At 50.9% G+C, this 22409-nt stretch carries 18 protein-coding genes; 13 read left to right on the forward strand and 5 right to left on the reverse strand.

Features of this window, described 5'->3' with window-relative positions:
- The first annotated feature begins 264 nt into the window (after positions 1-264).
- Together MHH82_RS12385 and MHH82_RS12390 are read left to right on the forward strand one after the other, a co-directional pair.
- Positions 265-1074: an aminoglycoside phosphotransferase family protein gene (locus tag MHH82_RS12385; RefSeq protein WP_145035699.1), complete on the forward strand. Its 810-nt coding sequence runs from the start codon at positions 265-267 to the stop codon at positions 1072-1074.
- A 181-nt stretch (positions 1075-1255) separates the two neighbouring features.
- Complete coding sequence (locus tag MHH82_RS12390; RefSeq protein ID WP_340969918.1) at positions 1256-2332, forward strand: ThiF family adenylyltransferase; 1077 nt, start codon at positions 1256-1258, stop codon at positions 2330-2332.
- Between the two features lie 84 nt (positions 2333-2416).
- Here the strand turns inward: MHH82_RS12390 and MHH82_RS12395 are convergent, their stop codons facing one another.
- Positions 2417-5779 carry a CARDB domain-containing protein gene (locus MHH82_RS12395; protein ID WP_340965872.1) on the reverse strand — a complete coding sequence of 1121 codons (3363 nt, stop codon included), beginning with the start codon at positions 5777-5779 and terminating at the stop codon, positions 2417-2419.
- Between the two features lie 267 nt (positions 5780-6046).
- Between MHH82_RS12395 and MHH82_RS12400 the strand changes: the two genes are divergently transcribed.
- Complete coding sequence (locus MHH82_RS12400; protein WP_340965874.1) at positions 6047-6766, forward strand: response regulator transcription factor; 720 nt, start codon at positions 6047-6049, stop codon at positions 6764-6766.
- Positions 6767-6806: 40 nt separating this feature from the next.
- Here MHH82_RS12400 and MHH82_RS12405 read toward each other — a convergent pair whose 3' ends face one another.
- On the reverse strand, positions 6807-7301 hold the full coding sequence (locus MHH82_RS12405) for a C40 family peptidase (RefSeq protein ID WP_009596005.1): 495 nt from the start codon (positions 7299-7301) through the stop codon (positions 6807-6809).
- Between the two features lie 268 nt (positions 7302-7569).
- Complete coding sequence (locus tag MHH82_RS12410) at positions 7570-8214, reverse strand: thiamine diphosphokinase (RefSeq protein WP_009595987.1); 645 nt, start codon at positions 8212-8214, stop codon at positions 7570-7572.
- 137 nt (positions 8215-8351) lie between these two features.
- On the opposite strand from MHH82_RS12410, the gene MHH82_RS12415 reads away from it, so the two are divergent.
- Positions 8352-8999: a trimeric intracellular cation channel family protein gene (locus tag MHH82_RS12415; protein ID WP_009595985.1), complete on the forward strand. Its 648-nt coding sequence runs from the start codon at positions 8352-8354 to the stop codon at positions 8997-8999.
- Between the two features lie 72 nt (positions 9000-9071).
- On the forward strand, positions 9072-9536 hold the full coding sequence (locus tag MHH82_RS12420) for a low molecular weight protein-tyrosine-phosphatase (protein ID WP_015734697.1): 465 nt from the start codon (positions 9072-9074) through the stop codon (positions 9534-9536).
- Positions 9537-9839: 303 nt separating this feature from the next.
- On the opposite strand, the gene MHH82_RS12425 is transcribed toward MHH82_RS12420, so the two are convergent.
- Positions 9840-10568 (reverse strand): alpha/beta hydrolase, encoded by a 729-nt coding sequence (locus MHH82_RS12425; RefSeq protein ID WP_036665370.1) that lies wholly within the window; start codon positions 10566-10568, stop codon positions 9840-9842.
- A gap of 256 nt (positions 10569-10824) precedes the next feature.
- Between MHH82_RS12425 and pdhA the strand changes: the two genes are divergently transcribed.
- The 8 genes from pdhA to MHH82_RS12465 all read left to right on the forward strand — a co-directional run bounded on the left by pdhA (position 10825) and on the right by MHH82_RS12465 (position 21588).
- Entirely contained in the window at positions 10825-11892 is a 1068-nt protein-coding gene (gene pdhA, locus MHH82_RS12430) for a pyruvate dehydrogenase (acetyl-transferring) E1 component subunit alpha (protein ID WP_036665657.1), read from the forward strand.
- A 166-nt stretch (positions 11893-12058) separates the two neighbouring features.
- A complete protein-coding gene (locus tag MHH82_RS12435; protein WP_015734699.1) occupies positions 12059-13036 on the forward strand; it encodes an alpha-ketoacid dehydrogenase subunit beta in 978 nt (325 codons plus the stop codon).
- A 29-nt stretch (positions 13037-13065) separates the two neighbouring features.
- Complete coding sequence (locus tag MHH82_RS12440; RefSeq protein WP_015734700.1) at positions 13066-14388, forward strand: dihydrolipoamide acetyltransferase family protein; 1323 nt, start codon at positions 13066-13068, stop codon at positions 14386-14388.
- Positions 14389-14391: 3 nt separating this feature from the next.
- On the forward strand, positions 14392-15807 hold the full coding sequence (gene lpdA / locus MHH82_RS12445) for a dihydrolipoyl dehydrogenase (RefSeq protein ID WP_009589200.1): 1416 nt from the start codon (positions 14392-14394) through the stop codon (positions 15805-15807).
- Between the two features lie 196 nt (positions 15808-16003).
- The gene (thyA, locus tag MHH82_RS12450) at positions 16004-16798 is read left to right on the forward strand and encodes a thymidylate synthase (RefSeq protein WP_090911613.1); all 795 of its coding nucleotides are present in this window, start codon (positions 16004-16006) and stop codon (positions 16796-16798) included.
- A gap of 68 nt (positions 16799-16866) precedes the next feature.
- Positions 16867-17355, forward strand: coding sequence for a dihydrofolate reductase (locus MHH82_RS12455; protein ID WP_340965880.1), 489 nt, complete (start codon positions 16867-16869; stop codon positions 17353-17355).
- 341 nt (positions 17356-17696) lie between these two features.
- Positions 17697-19184 (forward strand): glutamate synthase subunit beta, encoded by a 1488-nt coding sequence (locus MHH82_RS12460; RefSeq protein ID WP_015734702.1) that lies wholly within the window; start codon positions 17697-17699, stop codon positions 19182-19184.
- A 115-nt stretch (positions 19185-19299) separates the two neighbouring features.
- Positions 19300-21588 carry a type IA DNA topoisomerase gene (locus MHH82_RS12465; protein WP_145035704.1) on the forward strand — a complete coding sequence of 763 codons (2289 nt, stop codon included), beginning with the start codon at positions 19300-19302 and terminating at the stop codon, positions 21586-21588.
- Between the two features lie 73 nt (positions 21589-21661).
- On the opposite strand, the gene MHH82_RS12470 is transcribed toward MHH82_RS12465, so the two are convergent.
- On the reverse strand, positions 21662-22399 hold the full coding sequence (locus MHH82_RS12470) for an HAD family hydrolase (protein ID WP_015734704.1): 738 nt from the start codon (positions 22397-22399) through the stop codon (positions 21662-21664).
- Positions 22400-22409: the final 10 nt, after the last annotated feature.

Here is a 22409-nt window from a genome sequence, read left to right on the forward strand (position 1 = left end):
TCTAAACGAGTTTAATCGTTTCTCCTTAAGGATGACCGGCAGCACGCTGCTGGTCATCCTTTTTGGCGTTACTCGATCCTCTGCGGCTCTCAGTCCTGCTATGGATGAATCCTTTTTTATGATATGCTATAAGCAACTTGACATGAACGGAGGAGATGTTGATGGAAGACATGGATTTGACCATCGGGGCATCAATATATGAAGGGAATACACTTCCATAGCCCCATTAACCGTGTTATTCCCTTCCGAAGGGGAGACGAGTTCATGAATTCGGAAAATCCAACAGGACAGGGAGAGAGCCTTATTCTCTCCGCCGAGAAGTCGGTTGTACGACGAGGTCAGGTTGTGTATCGACCATGCGGGGAATGGACCCCGTCCGTACACTCCTTATTAAGGCATTTGAAGCAAGCAGGGTTTACGTCCCTGCCCGATATTATTGACTCGGGTCGGAATGAGGAAGGTCAAGAGACGTTAAGTTATGTAGAGGGCGAATTTGTTCATCCCGGACCTTGGAGCGATGAAGCCATCGTCGCTGTAGGACGATTATTACGTCAGCTTCATGACGCTTCCGCTACATTCTCGCCGGGTCCCCAGGGAGTATGGAAACCGTGGTTTCTACGTGAACTAGGCGATGCCGGGGTTGTATATAGCCATGGTGATATTGCGCCTTGGAATATGGTTACCCGCGATGGGATGCCTTACGCTTTAATTGACTGGGAATTCGCGGGACCTGTACATCCGCTTGTTGAGTTAGCCCGGGTTTGCTGGCTCTTTCCGCAGCTGCACGATGATGATGTTGCCGAAAGAGTCGGCTTGCCGGATGCTAATGCCCGTGCAAGGCAGCTCCGTTTATTGGTTGACGCTTATGGCGTCGAACCTTCTCTTCGAACGGACTTGTTGGATATGATCGTAGAGGTGGTCGTGCGGGAAACGGCTGAAGAAGCCATTGAGCAGCAGGTATCGCCGGAAACGGAAGGTCTGTTGTGGGGGATCGCCTGGAGAGCTCGGAGCGCTGCCTGGATACTGCGTCATCGTGGTATCCTTGAAAAGGCGCTGAATACCCGATTGTATTAAGGCGAAATTCGTTAAACCGCCCATCCTCTTTACGGGATGGGTATTTTTGATCATGAATAGCTTTTAGTCTGATTTTATGAAAGTCAAACTCATTAGCATGTTCGGAGAAATGGATCGGGAGGAAACATACATGTCTGGATTACACGATAACAGGGGGAAGGCAATCCTCGAGGGGTACCAAATGAACACTGCTTTGGAGTCCTCGGAGGGCAAGGAGGCTGCTAAAGCGGAAAGAGAGGATCGGTATTCCAGGCAAGAGCGGTTCACGCCATTGGGAAAGGAAGGACAGCTTCGCCTCCGGAACAGCCGCGTGCTCGTTCTAGGCGCAGGGGCGCTGGGAAGCGCCGTGTCGGAGACCTTGGTTCGCGCAGGCGTCGGACACGTGACCATCGTGGACCGGGATTACGTGGAATGGAGCAATTTGCAGCGTCAGCAGCTGTTTACCGAGCAAGATGCCATCAACCGGCTGCCAAAGGCCGTAGCTGCTGCCAAGCGGTTATCCGAGATCAACTCGGACGTCAGCGTGGAAGGTGTCGTTATGGATGTACGAGCGCACGAATTGTCGGTGCTGTGCCAAGGCGTTGACTTGATGATGGACGCTACCGATAATTTTGGAACCCGGCTGATCTTGAACGACATCGGTTTCAAGCATGGAATTCCGTGGATTTACGGGGGATGTGTCGGGAGCTCCGGGATGAGTTATACGTTTTTACCGGGAGAAACCCCATGTTTGAACTGTTTGGTTGGAATGATTCCTTTAGGCGGCGACACTTGCGACATTAACGGCATTCTCCCCCAAGCGGTACAGATGGTCGCTGCCCATCAAACGATGGAAGCGCTGAAGCTATTATCCGGAAACCGCCAAGCCTTGAGGAAAAAGATGCTGTCTTTTGATTTATGGCGTAACGAACAGTTGGAATTTGGAGTAGACCGTGCAAAAAAATCGGACTGCTCCACATGCGGCGAGGAACCGACATACCCTTATCTGTCGGCTGAGCATGCCGATAAAAGCGAAGTGCTGTGCGGCAGGGACACCGTGCAGATCCGGCCGGGCAGACCCATGCAGCTTCAACTGGAGGAGATGGCGGATCGATTGAACAGCCTGCCTCAAGGAAAAGCTACCGTTACCCCATATATGATCATTTTTCAGGCAAGTCCGCACCGTTTGGTTATATTTCAAGACGGCAGAACCCTGGTGCATGGCACATCGGATATCGCCAAGGCTAGATCGCTATATAATCAATACGTTGGCGGTTAAATAAGAAGGAGCAAAGCTAACGTGCTTCATCCCACATCGTAAACGACAAAGGAGTGAGCCTCACAGGCCCACTCCTTTTATCGTTTAATCCCCAATCGCTTCATTCAAAATTAAATGGAAACCGTTCTGGATGAAATAGAGATCAGGGTGAGCGATATTTTGCATGGTCAGATTGTTGAATGTTGCGGACCCGTTGCCCGTGTACGTGTAGATCGCCGCACCCGGATGCGGACTCGAGAATCTCGAGGACGTTACTCCGTCAAGTCCCGTACCGTCTATACGGATATGGTTAAACACGATGTTCTCAAACCCGCCGCCATAACCGAACTGTACCGCACTGCGCTGGGTGTTCAGAATATCGATGTTGGTAAACGTAACATTGCGGATCGGATCATTCGATGCTTCAAGGTCGATGGCCCCGCGCTCCCCGTTGTACAAGTCTTTACTGGTACCACTGCCAATGATGGTGGTATCGGAGAACAGAATGCCGGTATTGTTCTGGAAATGATATCCCGGGAATACCGTGTTCATTCGGATGCCGGAACCGCCAACGGTGTCTACAATCAAATTGTGAGTGGCCTTGTGACCGCTTCCCCCAAAGAAAGCGATGGCCGCCGCGCGCCAGTTATTTTCGATGGTGTTATAGGAGAAGGTGTTGTTAACACCCGCTGGTGCACCGTTCACGTTACTCGTCCAGACAGCGAGTCCATCGTCGCCGTTATTTCGAATGCTGCTGTTGCGCACCGTCGAATGGCTGGTCCCCTGCGCAAAATTAACCCCATCCGCTAAGTTGTTACGGATCCGGCTGTTTTCTATGATCAGCCCTTCCGCGATCTTGGCCGGCGTATGGGCATAATCGCCAACCCAGAATCCGCATTCGAAATGCTCCACCCACACATTGTGAATCTTGGAGTTGGTGCCGAAATTGTCCATGAATCCTTTGTAAATGGCATTCTGATTATATCGGGACCGCAGATTCGAGTTGAGATAGATATGGCTGAAATCCAGCTGGCCCGCGATTCGAAGCGAGATCCCGCCGGAAGCCGCATTCGGGTTGGTAAAGTGGATGTTGGTGTGCCAGATGCCTGCCCCCATAATCTTCATGTCATCGATCAGATTGCCGACCGAGCCGATCTTCCACATATTGCCCAAATGGAACGTCCCCTCAGGAATATATAGGGTTTTGCCTGATGAGGCCGCTGCCTGCACGGCAGCCTCAAATGCCGTTAGGTCATCTTGGCCGTCGTTGGGGATCGCACCGAAATCCGTGACGGAGACCGAGTTGGCAGGACGGGCGATAGCGGCAGGTACCGGCTCGATTTCGATGAAATCGACGCCGTATTCCAGGTTATCCGCATTAGACTTCTGAATACGGATTTTGTCTCCAGGCTGAAGCGGCGTATCCAGTTTCCAGTGTACTTCATCGAAACGGAATAGAGGACGTCCTCCTCCAGGCGCATCTGCCGGATGATCGCTGGAAAAATACTGCCAGCTGTAGTAGGACGTTAATGGAACCGTCTTCTTCTTCGAGCCGTTTACGTAGACGTCGAGCGAGCCGTCTAATCCCATGCCGTCCAATGAGTCCGGCATCGTATATCGCATGGTAATGCCGGCGCCCCCTTCGCCTTCTCGAACCGTCCATTCGAGGTTGGATCCGCTTGAAGGGAGAGCAACATAACGTTGTCCGGATGCTTCCGATGCCGTGAGCGCTTGATCGAACGTGGGCGCTGACTTTAGCAATGCGCCGCCGCCGCGTATGGCGTCATCGGTATCATAGCGGGTATACGGCATGCTGGCACCGCGTGATGAGTACACGGTTAGGTTGGCATGACTGACATTGTTCTCCCGTTTAACCGGTACTTCGTTAGCATCGGGTGCCACGGAGGTTGTTAATGTATAGCTGCCGTTTGCAGCGGTCCATGTGCCGGGAATTTGGACGGTGGCGGATGCGCCTGCGGCAAGGGCACCATGGTAGCTACCGTTAAAGGTCTGGATCGTTGAGCCGGCCGGATTCTTCAGTGCAACGGTAATCGCATGCGAGCCGCTAGCCGTGGCTTTGTTGCCTTGGTTCTTAAGCTTGACGGTAAAGGCTACGGCATTGCCGGCCATAGGCGTGGTTGGCGTCCACTGTATCGTTCCTACCAAATCGGAGCTTTCCACGCTGCCAATAACCAAAGGGGACGAATGGGAATAGCTGTTGTTCCCATCGTTCAGCTCGATGATGTTGTCATCCTCGTCGACCTTGGCGCTGAGGGCATACGATGCAGCCGCTGGGGCTCCGGTTTGCAGGGATACCGTGGCGGAAGCTCCTGCTGCAAGCGGCCCTACCGGCGAGGAGCCTGCTTTTGCGTCATTCAGGTAAAAATTGACCGTCGTAGCGCCGGCTTCCGCGCTTCCAATGTTTTTAACCGTGGCATGCAGTGTGATATCATCGTTTTCGCTCGGAGAAGACGGCGTCCAGGACATATCCGTAATGGTAAGGTCCGGGTTCTCGCCGGCGGTGCCATACACTTCAATTTCCGCAATCTGTCCCGCAGGAGCGCCGGAATTCGATGTTATGTTCAATTGCAGACGTTTAACCGTTGCATTTACCGGAATCGTTACGAAATTGCCGGAAGCGGGGGCGAACGTATAGGACTGAGCCGACACCAGATTACTAAAGGTCGTTGTAGTTTGGTCATGCCCAAGGACTTGTATGGTTTGCGTGCGGGCGCTCCATTCCGTTGACGGATTCAGTTTCAGTACGATGGAGGCAATATCATGGTTTGATTCCAGATCCAGGGTCAGCGTACTGGGGTTGCTGCCGCCTTCCCAGTAAGTTTGGACGTTGTTGTCGTTAGCATGGGTCGCTACATACGTGAAAGTGCTTGAGGAGGCGGTGATCGGTTTGCCGCTCGCGACATTGTTTCCCGTTGGAGGCGTCGGCGGGGAGACCGATGGTCCATAAATTTCAAATTCAGACAGCTGCGCAGCCGGCCATGTCGTATTGTTGATTACACTTAAACGAACATATCTCGTGCTCGTTTCGTCAAAACTCACGGTCACCGAGTTTCCTTCGGCAGGGTCGAATGCATAGTCGGCCGGACCCGTGATATTTGTGAATGTCGTGCCGTTCAAGCTGCCTTGTACGCTCAGCGTTTGAGTCCGCGGCTCCCAGCTGGCAGGAAGTTTTAGGACGAATTCGTTGATGCTGGTGGCGGTACCGAGATCAACTTGTATCCATTGCGGGAACGCATGGTTGGTGCTTTCCCAGTACGAATTTGGATTGCCATCGTTTACGTTGGACGGCCCGTAGGTTTGGGATTGGCCGCTAGCCGTCACGTTTTTACCGATGGATAGGTTTATTCCGCCTGCTGCAGAAGCCTTAGCGGGAGGCCCGGCAGCCGTGAATACAATGGATACCAGCATGACTACGACTAGAGGCCATCCCACGAGTTTGTTGCGCATATTATTTTTCCTCCTTCATCATGGTTGATGAGTTATACCGGGTAAAGATATCCCCCTTTCCTGATCTTATATCCATTATAAAAATAACGTCTCGACCGAAATAAGATGCAATTCTACGGAAATCGTATGCGATCCCAGCATCTTTTGGATCAGGCTTGAATTTTTGTAAGAAAATGCGTTCTGGTTGTTCTTCATCCATTGCAGGAGTGAAAGCAGGATGAAACAGACATACTTACATTATTAAGCGATGAAAGCGGGGGAGAACCCGTGGACAAAGTCATTTTGATCGCGGCAGACAATCAAGCTCGGATCCAGACGATAACGGAGATACTAGAACAAGCGGGTTATAAGGTTACAGACGCTGCGAATTATTCGGAAGTGGTTGCCGCTCTGCAGCGCGCAGGCGCAGACCTGCTGCTCATCGACAGCAGACTGCCGGGTATGAACCAATTCAATCTCGTGGAGCGACTGACGGGCAGAGGGGAACAGCTCCCGATCATTGTCATCGGAAGCGACGGTTCTAACGAAGCGATTCATGCTTTGGAGGCTGGAGCGCATGACTACATCCCAAATGACAGGGATGAGAGGGAGTTGCTGGCGCGAATTGCCAATTTGCTGAGGCTTTTTCAGACAGGACGCGCGGAACAGGAGGAGATCATCCGAATCGGAGATCTGGTGATCGATCCTTTGAGCCGCAATGTAACTCGGGAAGAGGAGCCCGTGGAACTGACTCATCGCGAATACGATTTGCTGTTGTTTTTGGCTCGAAGGCAGGGGCAGGTATGCACGCGTGAGGATATTTTAAAACAGGTATGGGATTATGATTTTCATACGGGTACCAACGTGGTCGATGTCTACATTCTCCATTTGAGAGAGAAGATCGATAGAGGGCGCAAGCAAAAACTGCTTCGTACGATACGGGGGGCCGGTTATAAGCTTTTGTCCCAGGAAGAAATCGATGCAAGCAAAAAAGACCGCCTTCCCTGAGCGGAAAGACGGTCTTCGATATGATAAGTGGAAAATAAGACTACAGTACGCGACGAGCTTTCAGGTAAGTCTTGCTCCAGTTGCCGGACAGGCTGGAGATCGTTACGCCAGGCTTGCCGTAAGTGTGCAAGATTTTGTTGTTGCCCATATAAACGGCAACGTGTGTTACGTTTCTGCCATTCGCACGGCTTCCGCTCGAGAAGAATACCAGATCGCCGGCTCTCAAGTTCGATTTCGAAACGGCCTTGCCGACCTTGGATTGGGCAGCGGACGTACGCGGCAGGTTCACGCCGTATTTTTTAAAGATATGTTTCATGAAGGAAGAGCAATCAAACACTCTTGTCGTGGATGTGGATGCTCCGAATTTATAAGGTGTTCCCATATATTGTTTACCGAAGTTAACGACTCGAGTTCCTGTGCTTACGGATGCTGCTTCTACAGGTGCCGGCGGTGCAACAGTTAGTACTGCGCCTACGCCCAAAGTTGCGCTCAAGCTAATGACTACGGCCTTCTTAATCCAATTCTGTCGATTCATGTTGTATGACCTCCAAGCAGTTATTGTTTTTTGCGATGAACCGAGTATATCAGATTTGAAACCGGCCATAATCTGGATAATCGTCGGAAGCCCTTGGGCCGTATGAAATGAAAGCGAATTATTAAAATATCATTAAAAGTAACAAAAAATTAAGAATTGCGGCTGATTCACGAGTTCTAAACAAGAAAAAACCCTTGATACACAAGGGTTTTTCAAAAGAATTACGAGGTTTAATATTTTGCGATCAAAGATGACAAAATAGTAATGATTAGCGATCCTTGCTTTGAATAATGAGCAGCAGACCGCCTTCGATCCGAACCGTTCCTTTCTCCTCGGCCAGCCTGTTGCTGACCCCGAGCGACTGCCCCAATCGCAATGTGGCATCTTGGAGCGGATACTGAAAACCTTCGAGATAAATGCCGGTAACTTCCGTGGTGAGCGGCAGAAGGGAGACATATGTAAACCCTTTGTTCTCGACAAGACAGCTGGAGCCCGTCAGGGTAATAAAATTGTTTTCATCTAATATAGAACACGGGATATGATGCTGAAGGCCGCGTATGAGCATGTGGATATTGGCCAGCGTATGATCCAGGCGCGTGCCCGTAGCCCCCAGAATCATGATGGATTCAGGCGAGCGTTCCATAGCCAGCTCGAAGGCAAGCTCGGTATCGGTCAAATTTTTATCGATCGGGTCACAATCGATGACCTTTCCGCTCATGGAGTGGACACGATCCATCTGCTCGGGCGGAATGGAATCGAAATCTCCGACGGACAGATCGGGTTTGATTCCATGTTCAATCAAGAAGAGAGCGCCGCGATCGGCTCCTATAATGAAATCCCCTTCTTGGACCTCATTCAGGAATCCCGTTGACAACTCCCCACCTGTGAAGATCAGGACGCGAGTGTGTTTCATTATATATTCCTCCTTTTTCGAGAGAATTGTCATTGAATTCTAGTATAGTGCAGTTTTCATGCTTGCACAATTTTAATAGGCGCGGCTACAATGTAGTATGTAAATTGACGGGGGAGCGGGGGAACTGAATTTTGGACATGCATGTGTTTGACGTATTCAGCATCATTGGCACCATTGCGTTTGCCATGTCCGGAGCTTTTGTGGCAATGGAAGAGGAATACGATATTTTGGGGGTTGTGGTGCTTGGATTGGTCACGGCCTTCGGCGGGGGTATTATAAGAAACGTCCTGATCGGCGTGCCGGTTACCACCCTGTGGGGTCAGGGAGATTTAATCATGCTGGCGATGATTTCGGTTTTCGTGGCGTTTGTGCTGCCGCTCGGCTTGATTCAGCATTGGAAGAAAACGGAGGCCTTGTTTGATGCGATCGGGTTATCCGCCTTCGCGATTCAAGGAGCATTATATGCTACGCAAATGAATCATCCATTGAGCGCGGTCATCGTGGCGGCTGTGCTGACTGGCAGCGGCGGAGGAATGGTCCGTGATTTGCTGGCCGGGCGGAAGCCGCTCGTGCTGCGCGACGAGATTTACGCGGTCTGGGCCATGGCAGCAGGTGTCGCTATCGGCTTAGGGGTCGCCACCAAGACCTGGCAGTTGTTGACCTTATTTGTTATAGTCATCGTTTTCAGGATGCTGTCCGTTCTATATAAATGGAGATTGCCCAGAAGGTCGCTGCACGCAGCCCAGTCTTCGGCAGCCAGCGGAAAAGAAGTCAGATCCGGTTAAAATAAGGTATGGAACAGATTAAATAAAAAATTTCTCGATTGCGATTCATCATAGCGTGGAGGTGGAAGGACCATGGTATCCGTTTTGTTTGTATGTTTGGGCAATATCTGCCGCTCGCCCATGGCGGAAGCGGTGCTGCGGCATAAAATTGTACAGCGCGGGCTGCAGGATCAAATAAGCGTGGATTCGGCCGGCACCGGGGATTGGCATATCGGCAGCATTCCCCATGAAGGCACGAGAAAGCTGCTCGACAGCTGGCGAATCAGTTATGAAGGAATGGTCGCGCGCAAGGTAGTCAGCGAGGACCTTGAACGTTTCGATTACGTTATCGGCATGGATGATTCGAATGTAGCGAATATCCGCAAGTTAGCGGGAGGCGATCAGGCTGAGATTCTGAAGTTCATGGATTTGCTGCCGAACGAAAAATTGCGCGAGGTGCCCGATCCGTATTTCACCGGAAACTTTGACGAAGTGTACCGGCTGATTGATGCGGGGTGTGACATCTTACTGGACAAAATCATGGAAGAAAAGCTATAATCGATTCGAACAAGCGGTGAATCAGCCGCTTTTTTGACGAACATCATTGAAAGCGATACCAAGAAGAACGGGCTGCTGAACATAAAAGATGAACAATGCACATTCCATAAAAAATGCGCGGTTGTTCATCTTTTTTTGGAGTGGGGCAGAAGCTGAGGGCGATTACGACCGAGCTTTGCCTCACAGGTATTCTTTTTGCCAACGGATTTCAATCGTAACGCGTGGAGTCCCGAGTGGGACAGTTAAACCATTTTGCAGTAACAGGTCATTTATATAGCCCATGGATTTTGCCGATTCAAACATTTAACCAAGGAAGTACATAAGGGCAGCAGGGAGCTCTTTTTGCCAAAATCCCCAGAGGTGACGACCTTCTTTTTCAAGATATGATACGGTAGCACCCCGTTCTTCCAGCAAAGCCTTTGTTGAGCGATTTAATTCGACGAAGTTATAGACACCTGTATCGGTTGCGTAGTTGTCTTCTTGCAAGCCTACAATCATGTAAATGTTGAGCCAGGACAAATCACGCTCTTCCTGAATCATGTTCTGGGTCTTCTCATAGTAGGCCCCGGACAAGCTGATGATTCTTGTGAAAAGATGCGGATAACGCAAAGCCAAATGCACGGAGACGCTTCCCCCGAGGGAGTCGCCGGCAAGCACTCTTTCCGCAGGCTCTTTGCGCACGGGATATTTTTGCTCCACGAAGGGAATAATCTCTTCGGCGAAGCAGGACAAGTAAGCATCGAAGCGGTTGCCGAACGGGGCATACTCCTCGGTTCGTACCTTGGTGTTCACTTCCACGCCCACAATGATGAACGGCTCCACGCCTTCTTCGAGAATGAGCTGGTTGGCCCAGGTCGCGATGCGGCCGAAGTTGAAAAATTCCTCTCCGTCCTGACAGTAAACGACGGGATAGCTGAGGATTTCATTGTATCCGGGAGGAAGATAGATGCGCAGCGTTCGAGTCTCCTGCAAAAACTTGCTGTCAATCACTTCTTTTACGATGGTTCGCTTCAATAAACGTTCATTCGTCATCATTCGTCACCTTTTTCGGGTTAGTTTTTGAAATGCGGTAAACAATAAGTTAAAATTACCCTGACATGTTGAAGTTGTCTGCTGTTCTATGATGTTTGTCATACTGTTATAGTATTATTCGTCAACTGTTATACATACAAACGTGAAAGAATATGAAATTTTATCCCGTATTTCTTTGACGAATGGAGTGAAACAGGTGTATAATAATTCTATAACAGCGGAACTTGATATTCAAATATTTATTGAGGTGAAAAAAATGACCAAGGTTCCTTATGAAGTATATACCGAGGAAGTAGGTACTCTATCTGTACTTTCCCCGGATGGCAAAATCGTAAACAAAGATCTTCTGCCTGAATTGTCGGACGATCAACTGAAAGAAATTATGTACCGTATGGTATTTACCCGTACTTGGGACGACCGCGCCGTAAACCTCGGCCGTCAAGGACGTCTCGGTTTCTACGCTCCTGTATCTGGTCAAGAAGCTACGATGGTAGGCAGTGAGTTCGCGCTTGAGAAAGACGACTTTATCTGCCCGGGCTACCGCGATATGCCGCAAATCGTATGGCATGGACTTCCGCTTTACCAAGCATTCCTTTATTCCCGCGGACATCAGCATGGCGGACAAATTCCCGAAGGCGTTAACGTATTGATGCCTCAGATCATCATCGGCGCGCAAATCCTGCATGCCATGGGTATCGCTATGGGCTACAAATTGAAGAAGCAAAAACAAGTGGTTATTACCTATACCGGTGACGGCGGCTCTTCCGAGGGCGACTTCTACGAAGGCCTGAACTATGCAGGCGTGTACAAACTGCCGGTCATCTTCTTCGTGCAAAACAACGGCTATGCAATCACGACTCCGTTCTCCAAGCAGACAGCAGCATTGTCTATCGCGCACAAAGCTGTTGCAGCCGGCATCAAAGGCGTTAAAGTTGACGGCATGGACGTTCTCGCGGTGATCAAAGCGGTTCAGGATGCTGCAGAGCGCGGCCGCAACGGTGAAGGCGCAACGCTGATCGAAGCCGTGACATACCGTTTCCGTCCGCATTCCTTGTCTGACGACGCTACGAAATATCGTACGAAGGAAGAAGAGGGCGAGTGGAACGAGAAGGATCCGATCGCGCGTCTTGCGAAGTACCTGGAAGCCAAAGGCCTCTGGACAGAAGAAGATACAGCTCGCGTGAAAGAAGAAGCGAAAGCGAAAGTCAACGAGCAAATCAAAAAAGCAGAACAAACGGAAAAAATGACGGTACCTGGTTTGATCGACAGCATGTTCGAGCAAACGCCGAAGCATTTGGAAGAACAGAAAGCCGATTTCCAATAAGAGTGACGGGCCGATGATTGTCAAAGGTTGATCCTGGATGATCATCCGGTTTGTCATGGGCGCATCAGGTCTTGTTTTTAAATAACGTTTAACATCGATATATAGCCTTATAAGGCATCACACTGGAAGAACAGTGAACTGTATTTCTTAAGGAGGAAATGAAGCAATGGCACAAATGAACATGAAAGAAGCGATTCGCGACGCCATGCGCGTTGAATTGAGCCGTGACCCTAACGTTGTCATCTTCGGTGAAGACGTAGGTAATGTCGGCGGTGTTTTCCGGGTAACGGAAGGCCTTCAAAAAGAATTCGGGGAAGAGCGCGTATTCGATACGCCGCTGGCAGAGTCCGCTATCGGCGGTTTGGCGGTAGGTCTCGGCATCCAAGGCTTCCGTCCGATCGCTGAAATTCAATTCGTTGGATTTATCTTTGAGGCGCTCGACCAAATCGTCGTTCAAGCAGCGCGCATGCGTTACCGTTCCGGCGGACGCTACAACTCCCCGATCGTGTTCCGTACACCATTCGGCGGCGGGGTTAAAGCGGCTGAGCTGCATACCGACGCACTCGAAGGTTTGATCACACAAACCCCGGGTATTAAAGTTGTAGTACCTTCCAATCCTTATGATGCAAAAGGACTCATGATCGCAGCGATTCGCGACAATGACCCTGTATTCTTCATGGAGCACTTGAACCTGTACCATGCGTTCCGCGCTGAAGTTCCAGAAGGTGATTACACCGTTGAGCTTGGCAAGGCTAACGTGGTTCGCGAAGGAGCGGACGTTACGATCATCGCTTACGGCCTGATGGTTCATACTGCTACGAAAGCGGCAGACGAGCTTGAAAAGAACGGAATCAAAGCCGAGATCATCGACCTGCGCACCATTTCTCCAATCGACATCGATACCGTGCTGGCTTCGGTTAAGAAAACCAACCGCGCCATCGTGGTTCAAGAAGCGCAGAAATCTGCCGGCGTAGCCGCAGAAGTGATCGCTCAAATCAACGAGAAAGCGATTCTCCACCTGGAAGCACCGGTGCTTCGCGTTACGCCGCCAGACACCGTGTATCCATTCGCTCAAATCGAGGACACTTGGTTGCCTACTCCGGCGCGTATCGTTGATGCCGTAAATAAAGTATTGAATTTCTAATAGCAGCAATTTCTAGGGAGGTTTTTCAGTTGGCAAAATTCGAATATCGTTTTCCAGAGCTGGGCGAAGGTTTGCATGAAGGTGAAATCATCAAAATGCATATCAAGCCGGGCGACAAAGTAACAGACGACGACATCATCATGGAAGTACAGAACGACAAGGCGGTCGTAGAAGTTCCTTGTCCCGTGAACGGTACGGTTCAAGAAGTTTTTGCCAAGGACGGTCAAGTATGCCGTGTCGGTGAAGTGGTTGCAATCATCGATGCTGAAGGCGACATTCCTGAGCAAGAGGCTCCTGCCGAAGAGCAGTCCGCTCAAGAAGCCGACGCAGCGAAAGGCAGCGCAGATACGACTTCTTCCCCGGCTCAAGATGCTCCGGCTGACGCTAAACAAGGCGGAAACGGCGAAGCAGCGACGCCTGCAGCACCTAACCGTGAAGTTCTGGCTACGCCAAGCGTGCGCAAATTCGCTCGCGAGCAGGGCGTTGACATCGCACAAGTTCAAGGCTCCGGCAACAACGGAAAAGTGACCCGCGAAGATGTAGAAGCCTTCAAGAACGGTGGCGGCCAAGCAGCAGCAGCTCCGGCTCAAGAAGCTGTTTCCGAGACGAAAGCGGCTCCTGCAGCAGCATCCGCAGCGGTGGACACTCGCGCAGAAGAAGAGCGCGTGCCATTCAAAGGTATCCGCAAAGCGATCTCGAATGCTATGGTTAAATCGGCTTACACGGCTCCTCACGTTACGATCATGGACGAAGTGGACGTAACCGAGCTGGTAGCGTTCCGTACCCGCATGAAACCGATCGCTGAGAAGAAGGGCACGAAAGTTACGTATCTGCCATTCATCGTTAAAGCACTTGTTGCGGCAAGCCGTCAATTCCCTGCTTTGAACGCGATGATCGACGAAGAAGCGAACGAAATCGTGTACAAAAAGTACTACAACATCGGTATCGCCACAGATACAGATAACGGTCTGATCGTACCGGTTATCAAAGATGCGGATCGTAAGAGCATCTGGATGATCGCTGACAGCATCCGTGATCTGGCTGCACGCGGCCGTGAGGGCAAACTGGCTCCTAACGAAATGAAGGGCAGCACGATTTCCATCACGAACATCGGTTCCGCAGGCGGCATGTTCTTTACACCAATCATCAACTTCCCAGAGGTTGCTATCCTCGGTACCGGCCGCATCAGCGAAAAAGCGGTTGTGAAGAACGGCGAGATTGTAGCAGCACCTGTTATGGCATTGTCCTTGAGCTTTGACCACCGTATCATCGACGGCGCAACGGCTCAAAACTTTATGAACTATATTAAACAACTGCTCGCTAACCCTGAGCTGCTTGTTATGGAGGTGTAACTAATGGTAGTTGGAGATGCTTCTTTAGATATTGATACTCTAGTCATTGGTGCTGGTCCTGGTGGTTACGTGGCGGCGATTCGTGCCGCCCAACTGGGTCAAAAGGTTCTGATCGTTGATAAATCGGAACTCGGCGGCGTTTGCTTGAACCGTGGTTGTATTCCTTCCAAGGCTTTGATCGCTGCAGCTCATCAGTTCGAATCCGCGAAGCATGCCGATGCATTCGGTATTTCCGTGGAGAACGTAACCGTTGATTTCGCGAAAACACAGGAATTCAAAAACGGCGTTGTCAAAAAAATGACCGGCGGCGTAGCCGGTTTGCTGAAAGGCAACAAAGTGGAAGTTTTCAACGGCGAGTGCATGTTCATCAACGAAAACGAAGCGCGCGTATTCAATGATCATGAATCTCCGCGTTACCGCTTCAAGAACTGCATCATTGCTACAGGTTCCCGTCCAATCGAACTGAAGCCATTCCCGTTTGGCGGACGCATCTTGTCTTCCACCGAAGCATTGAACCTGCCTGAAGTACCGAAGAGCATGATTGTCATCGGCGGCGGCTACATCGGTGCCGAGCTGGGTCAAATGTACTCCAAATTCGGTTCCAAAGTAACGATCATCGAAGGTCTGGACAGCGTTCTGGCTGGCTTTGACAAAGACATGACAAGCCTCGTTACCAAGAACATGAAGAAAACCGGTATCGAAATTATCACAGGTGCTAAAGCTGAAAGTGCTGAGCAGAACGATAAAGAAGTTACCGTGAAATACTCCGTGAATGGCGAAACCAAAGAAGTAACAGCTGATTACCTGCTGGTTACGGTTGGGCGTCGTCCGAACACGGACGGAGAGCTTGGTCTGGACCTGATCGGCCTCGATATGGATGAGCGCGGATTCGTGAAAGTCGACCATCAAGGACGCACTAGCATTCCTCATATCTTCGCGATCGGGGATATCGTGTCCGGCCTGGCGCTTGCACATAAAGCTTCCTACGAAGGTAAAGTGGCTGCTGAAGCGATCTCCGGAATGCCGTCCGTCGTGGATTACAAATGTATCCCGGCCGTTGTGTTTACGGATCCTGAATGCTCCAGCGTAGGTTACACCGAAGCTCAAGCGAAGGAAAAAGGCCATAAAGTAAAAGCTGGCAAATTCCCTTACGCAGGCAACGGACGTTCCGTATCCTTGAACCATCCGGAAGGCTTCGTGAAAATCGTGGCCGAAGAGGGAACAGGGCTTATTCTCGGAGCGCAAATCGTGGGTCTGGAAGCTTCCAACCTGATTGCCGAGCTCGGCCTTGCTATTGAAATGGGCGCTACGCTTGAAGATGTAGCTTTGACCATCCATGCGCATCCGACGCTGGGAGAGATCGTTATGGAAGCGGCGGAATTGGTAATGGGTCATCCGATCCACATCATTGCCCGTTAATCCGTAGACGTATTTTCGAGTCATTATATATTCAGCCAGGAGGCAGAGAACGCGCAGGCGGTTTCTGCCTCCTGTTTTTTTATGTAGATATGCCAGCGGATATCCGCACTCCCCGGGCAGGGTTATTTTAAGCATCCCAATCATTCCGTGAACATGGTAGACTGAGGATATGAGATTTTAGTGAGGTGACTATGAGATGAAACAATATTTGGAGCTGCTGCAGGATATACTGGATCATGGCGTAGAGAAGGGAGACCGGACGGGTACGGGAACGTTGTCCGTATTCGGAAGACAGCTGCGTTTTGACCTATCCCAAGGGTTTCCGCTAATGACAACCAAGCGGATTCACCTGAAATCGGTCGTACATGAGCTTCTGTGGTTCTTGAGCGGCGAAACGAATATCCGGTACCTAAAAGAGAACGGCGTGCGGATATGGGACGAATGGGCGGATGAAAACGGGGATTTGGGTCCTGTCTACGGCTCGCAGTGGCGGGCATGGGAAACGCCGGATGGACGCCATATCGATCAGATCGCCAATGTCATCGATTCGATTAAGAATAATCCCGATTCCAGACGCCATATCGTCAGTGCCTGGAACGTGGCGGAGATTGATAACATGAAGCTGCCTCCGTGCCATTTTGTATTCCAATTCTACGTGGCGGGCGGGAAGCTTTCCTGTATGCTTACCATGCGCTCGGTGGACAGCTTCCTCGGGCTGCCGTTCAACATTGCCAGTTATGCGCTGCTAACCCATATGGTTGCCCAGCAGTGCGACCTGGAGCCGGGTGAATTCATCTGGTCGGGCGGCGATGTCCATATTTATTCCAACCATATGGAGCAGGTTAGAACGCAGCTTGAACGCGAGCCATATGCGCTGCCGAAGCTGGTGATCAAGCGCAAGCCGGACAGCATTTTTGATTATACGTTCGAGGATTTTGAATTTGAGGGTTATCAATACCATCCGACCATTAAGGCGACGGTTGCCGTATAAGTTTAAATTGGGTTATGGAGGCTCCATGCGGTGACATCCATAAGATCAATGGAAGGAGAGACGGTGTAATGATATCGATGATATGGGCAATGGGCAAGGATCAGGTAATCGGGCTGAACGGCACGATGCCGTGGCGCTTGCCGCGGGATATGGCCTTCTTCAAGGAGAAAACCCTTCATAAAACGATCCTGATGGGGCGCAAAACTTGGGATTCCTTTGGCGGCAAGCCGCTGCCTCACCGAAAGAACATCGTGCTGACGAGAGATGAGAGCTTTACGTTGACGGAGGACCAGGGCACCGTAATCCATGACATCGAGAACGCGCTTCCCTATTCGAAGAATGAGGAACTGATGGTGATTGGCGGATCGCAGATTTATGAATTGATGCTGCCGAAAGCGGATCGTCTGTACTGCACGTTCATTGACGAGAGTTTTGAAGGGGATACGTACTTTCCCGAAGTGAACTGGGAAGAATGGAAGATCGTCGAAGAAGTTCCCGGCATCACGGATGAAAAAAATCCGTATGCCTACCGTTTCGTTACGTTTGAACGGAAATAAACAGCTTGATGGCACGATTCGGAGGGATAGACTTACTGCCTTCCGTCCATGTTGACAATGCTTTCATAGTAGGATAATACAAATGATCATGCATATAGTCCATTTAACAGGCGAAAAGCGAAATGCTACTATATTTCTAATGTTTATGCAAATGGCTGCTTAAATAGCCGCGAGTAGTGGGGATTCATGCTTTGATAAAAATTTTTTTAGCATAAATAGAAAAAATAAATCAGGCTGAAACCTGTTTCTTGGCTCATCTGACGATAGATGTCGGATGATTTATGATATGATAAATTGTACATGGTAATCAGCATGGATAGAACGGATGGGGGTAAAGCAGTATGTCTACACCAACAGGATTTATGGAATATCAGCGCCAGCTTCCGGCAGACCGGAGCCCGGCTGAACGAGTTAAAGACTGGGAAGAGTTTCATAAACATTTAGAAGAAGATGAGCTCCAGACCCAGGGAGCACGCTGCATGGACTGCGGTACGCCATACTGCCATACAGGAATCGATATGGTCGGCGGCACATCGGGCTGCCCGATCCACAACCTGATCCCGGAATGGAACAATCTTGTATATCGGGGCTTGTGGAGAGAAGCTCTGGAGCGTCTCCACAAAACGAACAATTTCCCTGAGTTTACCGGACGCGTATGTCCAGCGCCTTGCGAGGGTTCTTGTACCGTCGGCTTGATCGGGGAGCCGGTTACGATCAAATCCATCGAGCAGGCGATTATCGACAAAGGCTTTGAAGAAGGCTGGGTCGTTCCGGAGCCGCCCGAGAAGCGCACGGGAAGACGCGTAGCCGTTGTCGGTTCCGGTCCGGCAGGACTGGCGGCAGCAGCACAGCTGAACAAAGCGGGCCATTCCGTGACTGTCTACGAGCGTGCAGACCGCATTGGCGGCTTGTTGACCTACGGGATACCGTCCATGAAGCTGGACAAGGGCATCGTGCAGCGCCGTGTCGATCTGCTCGCGGCGGAAGGCGTCGAATTTGTCGTGAACACCGAGATCGGCAAGGATATTCCCGCCAAGCAGCTGATGGAAGACTATGATGCCGTCGTACTCTGCGGCGGTGCAACAAAGCCGCGCGAATTCAACATTGAGGGCAGTGATCTCAAGGGCATCCATTACGCGATGGATTACCTGAACGGAACGATCAAGAGCCTGCTGGATTCCGGTCTTGAAGACGGCAACTATTTGTCGGCAAAAGACAAGGACGTTATCGTCATCGGCGGCGGCGACACCGGCTCCGACTGCGTGGCCACAGCGCTGCGTCACGGCTGCAGCAGCGTTACCCAGTTCGGTACGCATAAACAGGCTCCGCTGCAGCGCGATCCGATTGCGAACCCTTGGCCGCAATTTCCGAACGTGTATACACTGGATTACGCCCACGAGGAAGCCAAAGCGCTGTTTGGCAACGATCCGCGGGAATTCTCCATCATGACCACGAAATTCGTCGGGGATGATGAAGGGAACCTGAAAGAGCTTCATACCGTTCAAATTGAGCGCATTGTAGATGAAACCGGCCGTAAAGTGTATCAGCCGATTCCGGGCACGGAAAAAGCGTTTCCGGCACAAATGGCGTTCATCGCGATCGGTTTTGACGGACCGGAGCAGACGCTGGTAGAACAGCTTGGACTTGAAACGGACCGTCGTTCCAATGTTAAAGCGCCGTATGGCAAATATACGACGAATGTGGATAAAGTATTTGCAGCCGGCGACATGCGCCGCGGACAAAGCCTTGTGGTGTGGGCGATCAATGAAGGCCGCGAGGTGGCACGCGAGGTAGACAAATATCTGATGGGCGCGACCGTACTGGTTTAATCCTTCTCCTAAATATGCTATCATGAATATAGTAGTTAAAGGGACTTCGCGAGAGCGAAGTCCTTTTTGGAGTTAGCCTCCGCGCCAGGCTGCTCATCGGGGAGGAGAATGTCATTTGAAAACGTTGGTCATTGCCGAAAAGCCGGATATGGGACGGAATATCGCTGCGGTCATCGAGCCGCGGGCCAAGAACAACCGTACATATCTTGAAGGTGAGCAATACATCATAACTTGGGCTATCGGACATCTGGTTGGGCTGGCGGAGCCGGATGCATATGATCCGAAGTACAAACGCTGGAATTTACGGGACCTGCCTATCATTCCGGAGCAATTCAAAATCATCCCGAATCCGAAAACCAAGGATCAGCTGAAGGTCATTGGAGAGGTAGCCAAGCGCTGCAGCCATATCGTGAATGCCTGTGATGCGGGACGAGAAGGACAATATATTTTCGCACTAATCCAACAACAATTAAAACTGAAACAGCCTGTAAAAAGACTATGGATCTCGGATTTAACGCCGGAAAGCATTGGCCGCGGCTTTGCGGAGCTCAAGGACGGCGTTGAATTCGAGAATTTAACGCAAGCTGCGCGCGCACGCAGCGAAGCCGATTGGTTGATCGGCATGAATGCGTCGCGCGCCTTTACGACCCGCCATCAGACGTTATTGTCGGTTGGCCGGGTGCAGACGCCGGTGCTGGCACTGATCTATGACCGGCAGAAGGAGATCGAGGCCTTCGAATCGCAAACGTTCTACGACGTGAAAGCTTTGTTCAAGCAGGATCAGCTGGAGTACACGGGAACCTGGCAGGGAGAGCGGCTGACCTCGCAGGAGAAAGCAGAGACGATTGCAGCCAAGGTCAATGGAAAGAATGGCACCATCACCAAATATGAAGTGAAGGAAACGAAGGAATATCCGTTCAAATTGTATGATTTGACCCTGCTTCAGCGTGAAGCCAATGCCAAGTACGGTTACTCTGCCAAAAAAACGCTGGACCTTGCGCAAGCGTTATATGAACGCCACAAGGTGATTTCCTATCCGCGTACCAACTCTAACTATGTGAATGAACAGAATATCGAAGGCATGCACAAGGCCCTTCATATGCTCAAATCGACCTCGTATGCATCAATGGCCGCAGGAGCGGATCCCAGCCGGGTGCACGTCAACAACAAAGCGGTATGCAATCCGCAGCGGGTTGAGGATCACCATGCCATACTGCCGACATTAAAGCGGCCGGGCACGCTCAGCAAGGAAGAGCAGCATATTTACGATCTGGTCATCACCCGGTTTCTGTCGCATTTTTATCCTCCGGCCATGTACAAGCAGCATACAGTGCTCACCGAGGTCGAGGGGGAAACATTCAAGACGGGAATCAAGGAGCTTTTGTCGCTTGGATGGAAGGTGTTGATTCAGGATACGGAGAAGAAGAAATCCAAATCTTCCAAGAAGGGGAAAGAGGACGAGGAAGAGGAGAACCAGGAATGGAACGACCGTTCCTTTGACCTTACTCCCGACAAGCCGGTGCAATGCAAAAAATCCGAAGTGAAGGAAAAGGCTACCCAGCCGCCAAAAAGTTATACGGAAGGCACGCTGCTGAAGGCCATGGAAAGCGCCGGTAAGTCCATTGAGGATGAAGCGCTTCGGGATGCGATGAAGGATAGCGGTCTTGGAACGCCGGCAACCCGGGCAGCCACCATCGAGCGTTTGAAAAAGGTCGGATATATTACGATGCAGGGTAAAAAAATCACCGTAACGCAAAAAGGAAGAACGGCGGTGGAGCTGATCCGCCATGCCGGCGTCGAATTGCTGGCTTCGCCCGAGATGACAGGCCAATGGGAGCGGCGCCTCCACCAGATCTCCAAAGGCGAAGCTTCTGCTGACGTATTCATGCAAAACGTGCAGAAGTTCACCGTTTCGATCATAAACAAGGTATCCTCGCAGCGTCCGGCGCCTTCGTCGCTTTTCGGCGGAGATGAGGACAAGTCCAAAGGAAGAGGGAAGCGAAGCGCGTCTAAAGCGGCCCCAGCCTCGAAAGCGAAGGATGAGCGCACGAGCAAGCCCACTCCGAAATCAGCGCCTGCAGCTTCAAATGAAGCGCCGTCCGTACGATCTCCCTTGGGGCGCTGCCCAAGACCCGGATGTGACGGGCATATTATTGAAGGACGCAAAGGTTACGGCTGCGCGAATTTCAAAACCGGCTGCAGCTATGTCATCTGGAAGGAATTTGCCGGAAAACAAATTTCTCATGCGATGCTGAAATCCTTGCTGCTTCAGGGAAAGACCCAAGTGTTATCCTTTAAGAACGAGGACGGCAGCACGTATAAGGGCAGGCTTGTCCTTGCTGCGGGCGGTAACGGGCAGTTGGCCGTTCAGGCCGTGGACTCCAGTGCGTCCGTAAAATCGTAACACGTCGAGGGTTACGCCAAAATAACGAGCCGATCCGGGATATTACTCCAGGATCGGCTCGTTGTCCGTTCGATTAAGTTAAATGCTCTTCAATGACTTCCGGCACTTCAGTCAACGCCGAAACGGTATAGAGCACATTATGCGGCTCTTGCTTCAGCTCGACCAGATTATACTGCCACTCGCGCTGCTGCTTGATGTAGATGCTGTTAATGCCTGCCGTCAATGCCGGAACGACATCCGTGCGGAGCGAGTTGCCGATCATCCACGTATTAGAGCGGACGAACGACCCCATGCCGAGAATCTCCTCAAGCGCCGTGATGTTTTTATGCTGGCGGATATAAATCCGGTCTTTAAAATAGTCCGCCAGCTTCATCTGTTCGATTTTTCGCTTCTGTATTCTCGTTTCGCCCCCGGTATAGAGGTGAAGGCAGTGGCCATCCTCTCGAAGCTTCTCCAGCGTTTCGACCATGCCGGGGTAGGCTTCAATCTCCTGCTCGTATACGCTGAGCCCCAACTGGTAGAGAAGCTCCTCTTCCTTAGGCGAGGTATCTCTCCCGTGAATTCGGCCGAAAAAATGGTATGTATCGATTAGGGACTGGGGGAAGTTCGCGCTCGCGAATCCCAGCTTGTCGATGCCGGCTACGTCGATTTCCATTTGCTTGGCTCGGACTTCTTGGGTGGTTACTCCATAAGGCTGAAACCATTCGGTCATCCATTCGAAATAATCGCCGAGAATCAGGTCGAAATACTTGTTGCAATGTATTAATGTATCATCCATGTCGAAGATAATATGCTGAGATGTTTTACTCATGGTACGCTCC

It is taken from the genome of Bacillus sp. FSL K6-6540, from assembly GCF_038007545.1.

Bases quoted from the DNA above. Each gene is read 5' to 3' on its own strand.
- MHH82_RS12395 (WP_340965872.1), bottom strand. From the start codon at position 5,779: ATGCGCAACAAACTCGTGGGATGGCCTCTAGTCGTAGTCATGCTGGTA.
- MHH82_RS12405 (WP_009596005.1), bottom strand. From the start codon at position 7,301: ATGAATCGACAGAATTGGATTAAGAAGGCCGTAGTCATTAGCTTGAGC.
- pdhA (WP_036665657.1), top strand. From the start codon at position 10,825: ATGACCAAGGTTCCTTATGAAGTATATACCGAGGAAGTAGGTACTCTA.
- thyA (WP_090911613.1), top strand. From the start codon at position 16,004: ATGAAACAATATTTGGAGCTGCTGCAGGATATACTGGATCATGGCGTA.
- lpdA (WP_009589200.1), top strand. From the start codon at position 14,392: ATGGTAGTTGGAGATGCTTCTTTAGATATTGATACTCTAGTCATTGGT.
- MHH82_RS12420 (WP_015734697.1), top strand. From the start codon at position 9,072: ATGGTATCCGTTTTGTTTGTATGTTTGGGCAATATCTGCCGCTCGCCC.
- MHH82_RS12385 (WP_145035699.1), top strand. From the start codon at position 265: ATGAATTCGGAAAATCCAACAGGACAGGGAGAGAGCCTTATTCTCTCC.
- MHH82_RS12455 (WP_340965880.1), top strand. From the start codon at position 16,867: ATGATATCGATGATATGGGCAATGGGCAAGGATCAGGTAATCGGGCTG.
- MHH82_RS12425 (WP_036665370.1), bottom strand. From the start codon at position 10,568: ATGACGAATGAACGTTTATTGAAGCGAACCATCGTAAAAGAAGTGATT.
- MHH82_RS12470 (WP_015734704.1), bottom strand. From the start codon at position 22,399: ATGAGTAAAACATCTCAGCATATTATCTTCGACATGGATGATACATTA.
- MHH82_RS12415 (WP_009595985.1), top strand. From the start codon at position 8,352: ATGCATGTGTTTGACGTATTCAGCATCATTGGCACCATTGCGTTTGCC.
- MHH82_RS12460 (WP_015734702.1), top strand. From the start codon at position 17,697: ATGTCTACACCAACAGGATTTATGGAATATCAGCGCCAGCTTCCGGCA.
- MHH82_RS12410 (WP_009595987.1), bottom strand. From the start codon at position 8,214: ATGAAACACACTCGCGTCCTGATCTTCACAGGTGGGGAGTTGTCAACG.
- MHH82_RS12390 (WP_340969918.1), top strand. From the start codon at position 1,256: ATGAACACTGCTTTGGAGTCCTCGGAGGGCAAGGAGGCTGCTAAAGCG.
- MHH82_RS12435 (WP_015734699.1), top strand. From the start codon at position 12,059: ATGGCACAAATGAACATGAAAGAAGCGATTCGCGACGCCATGCGCGTT.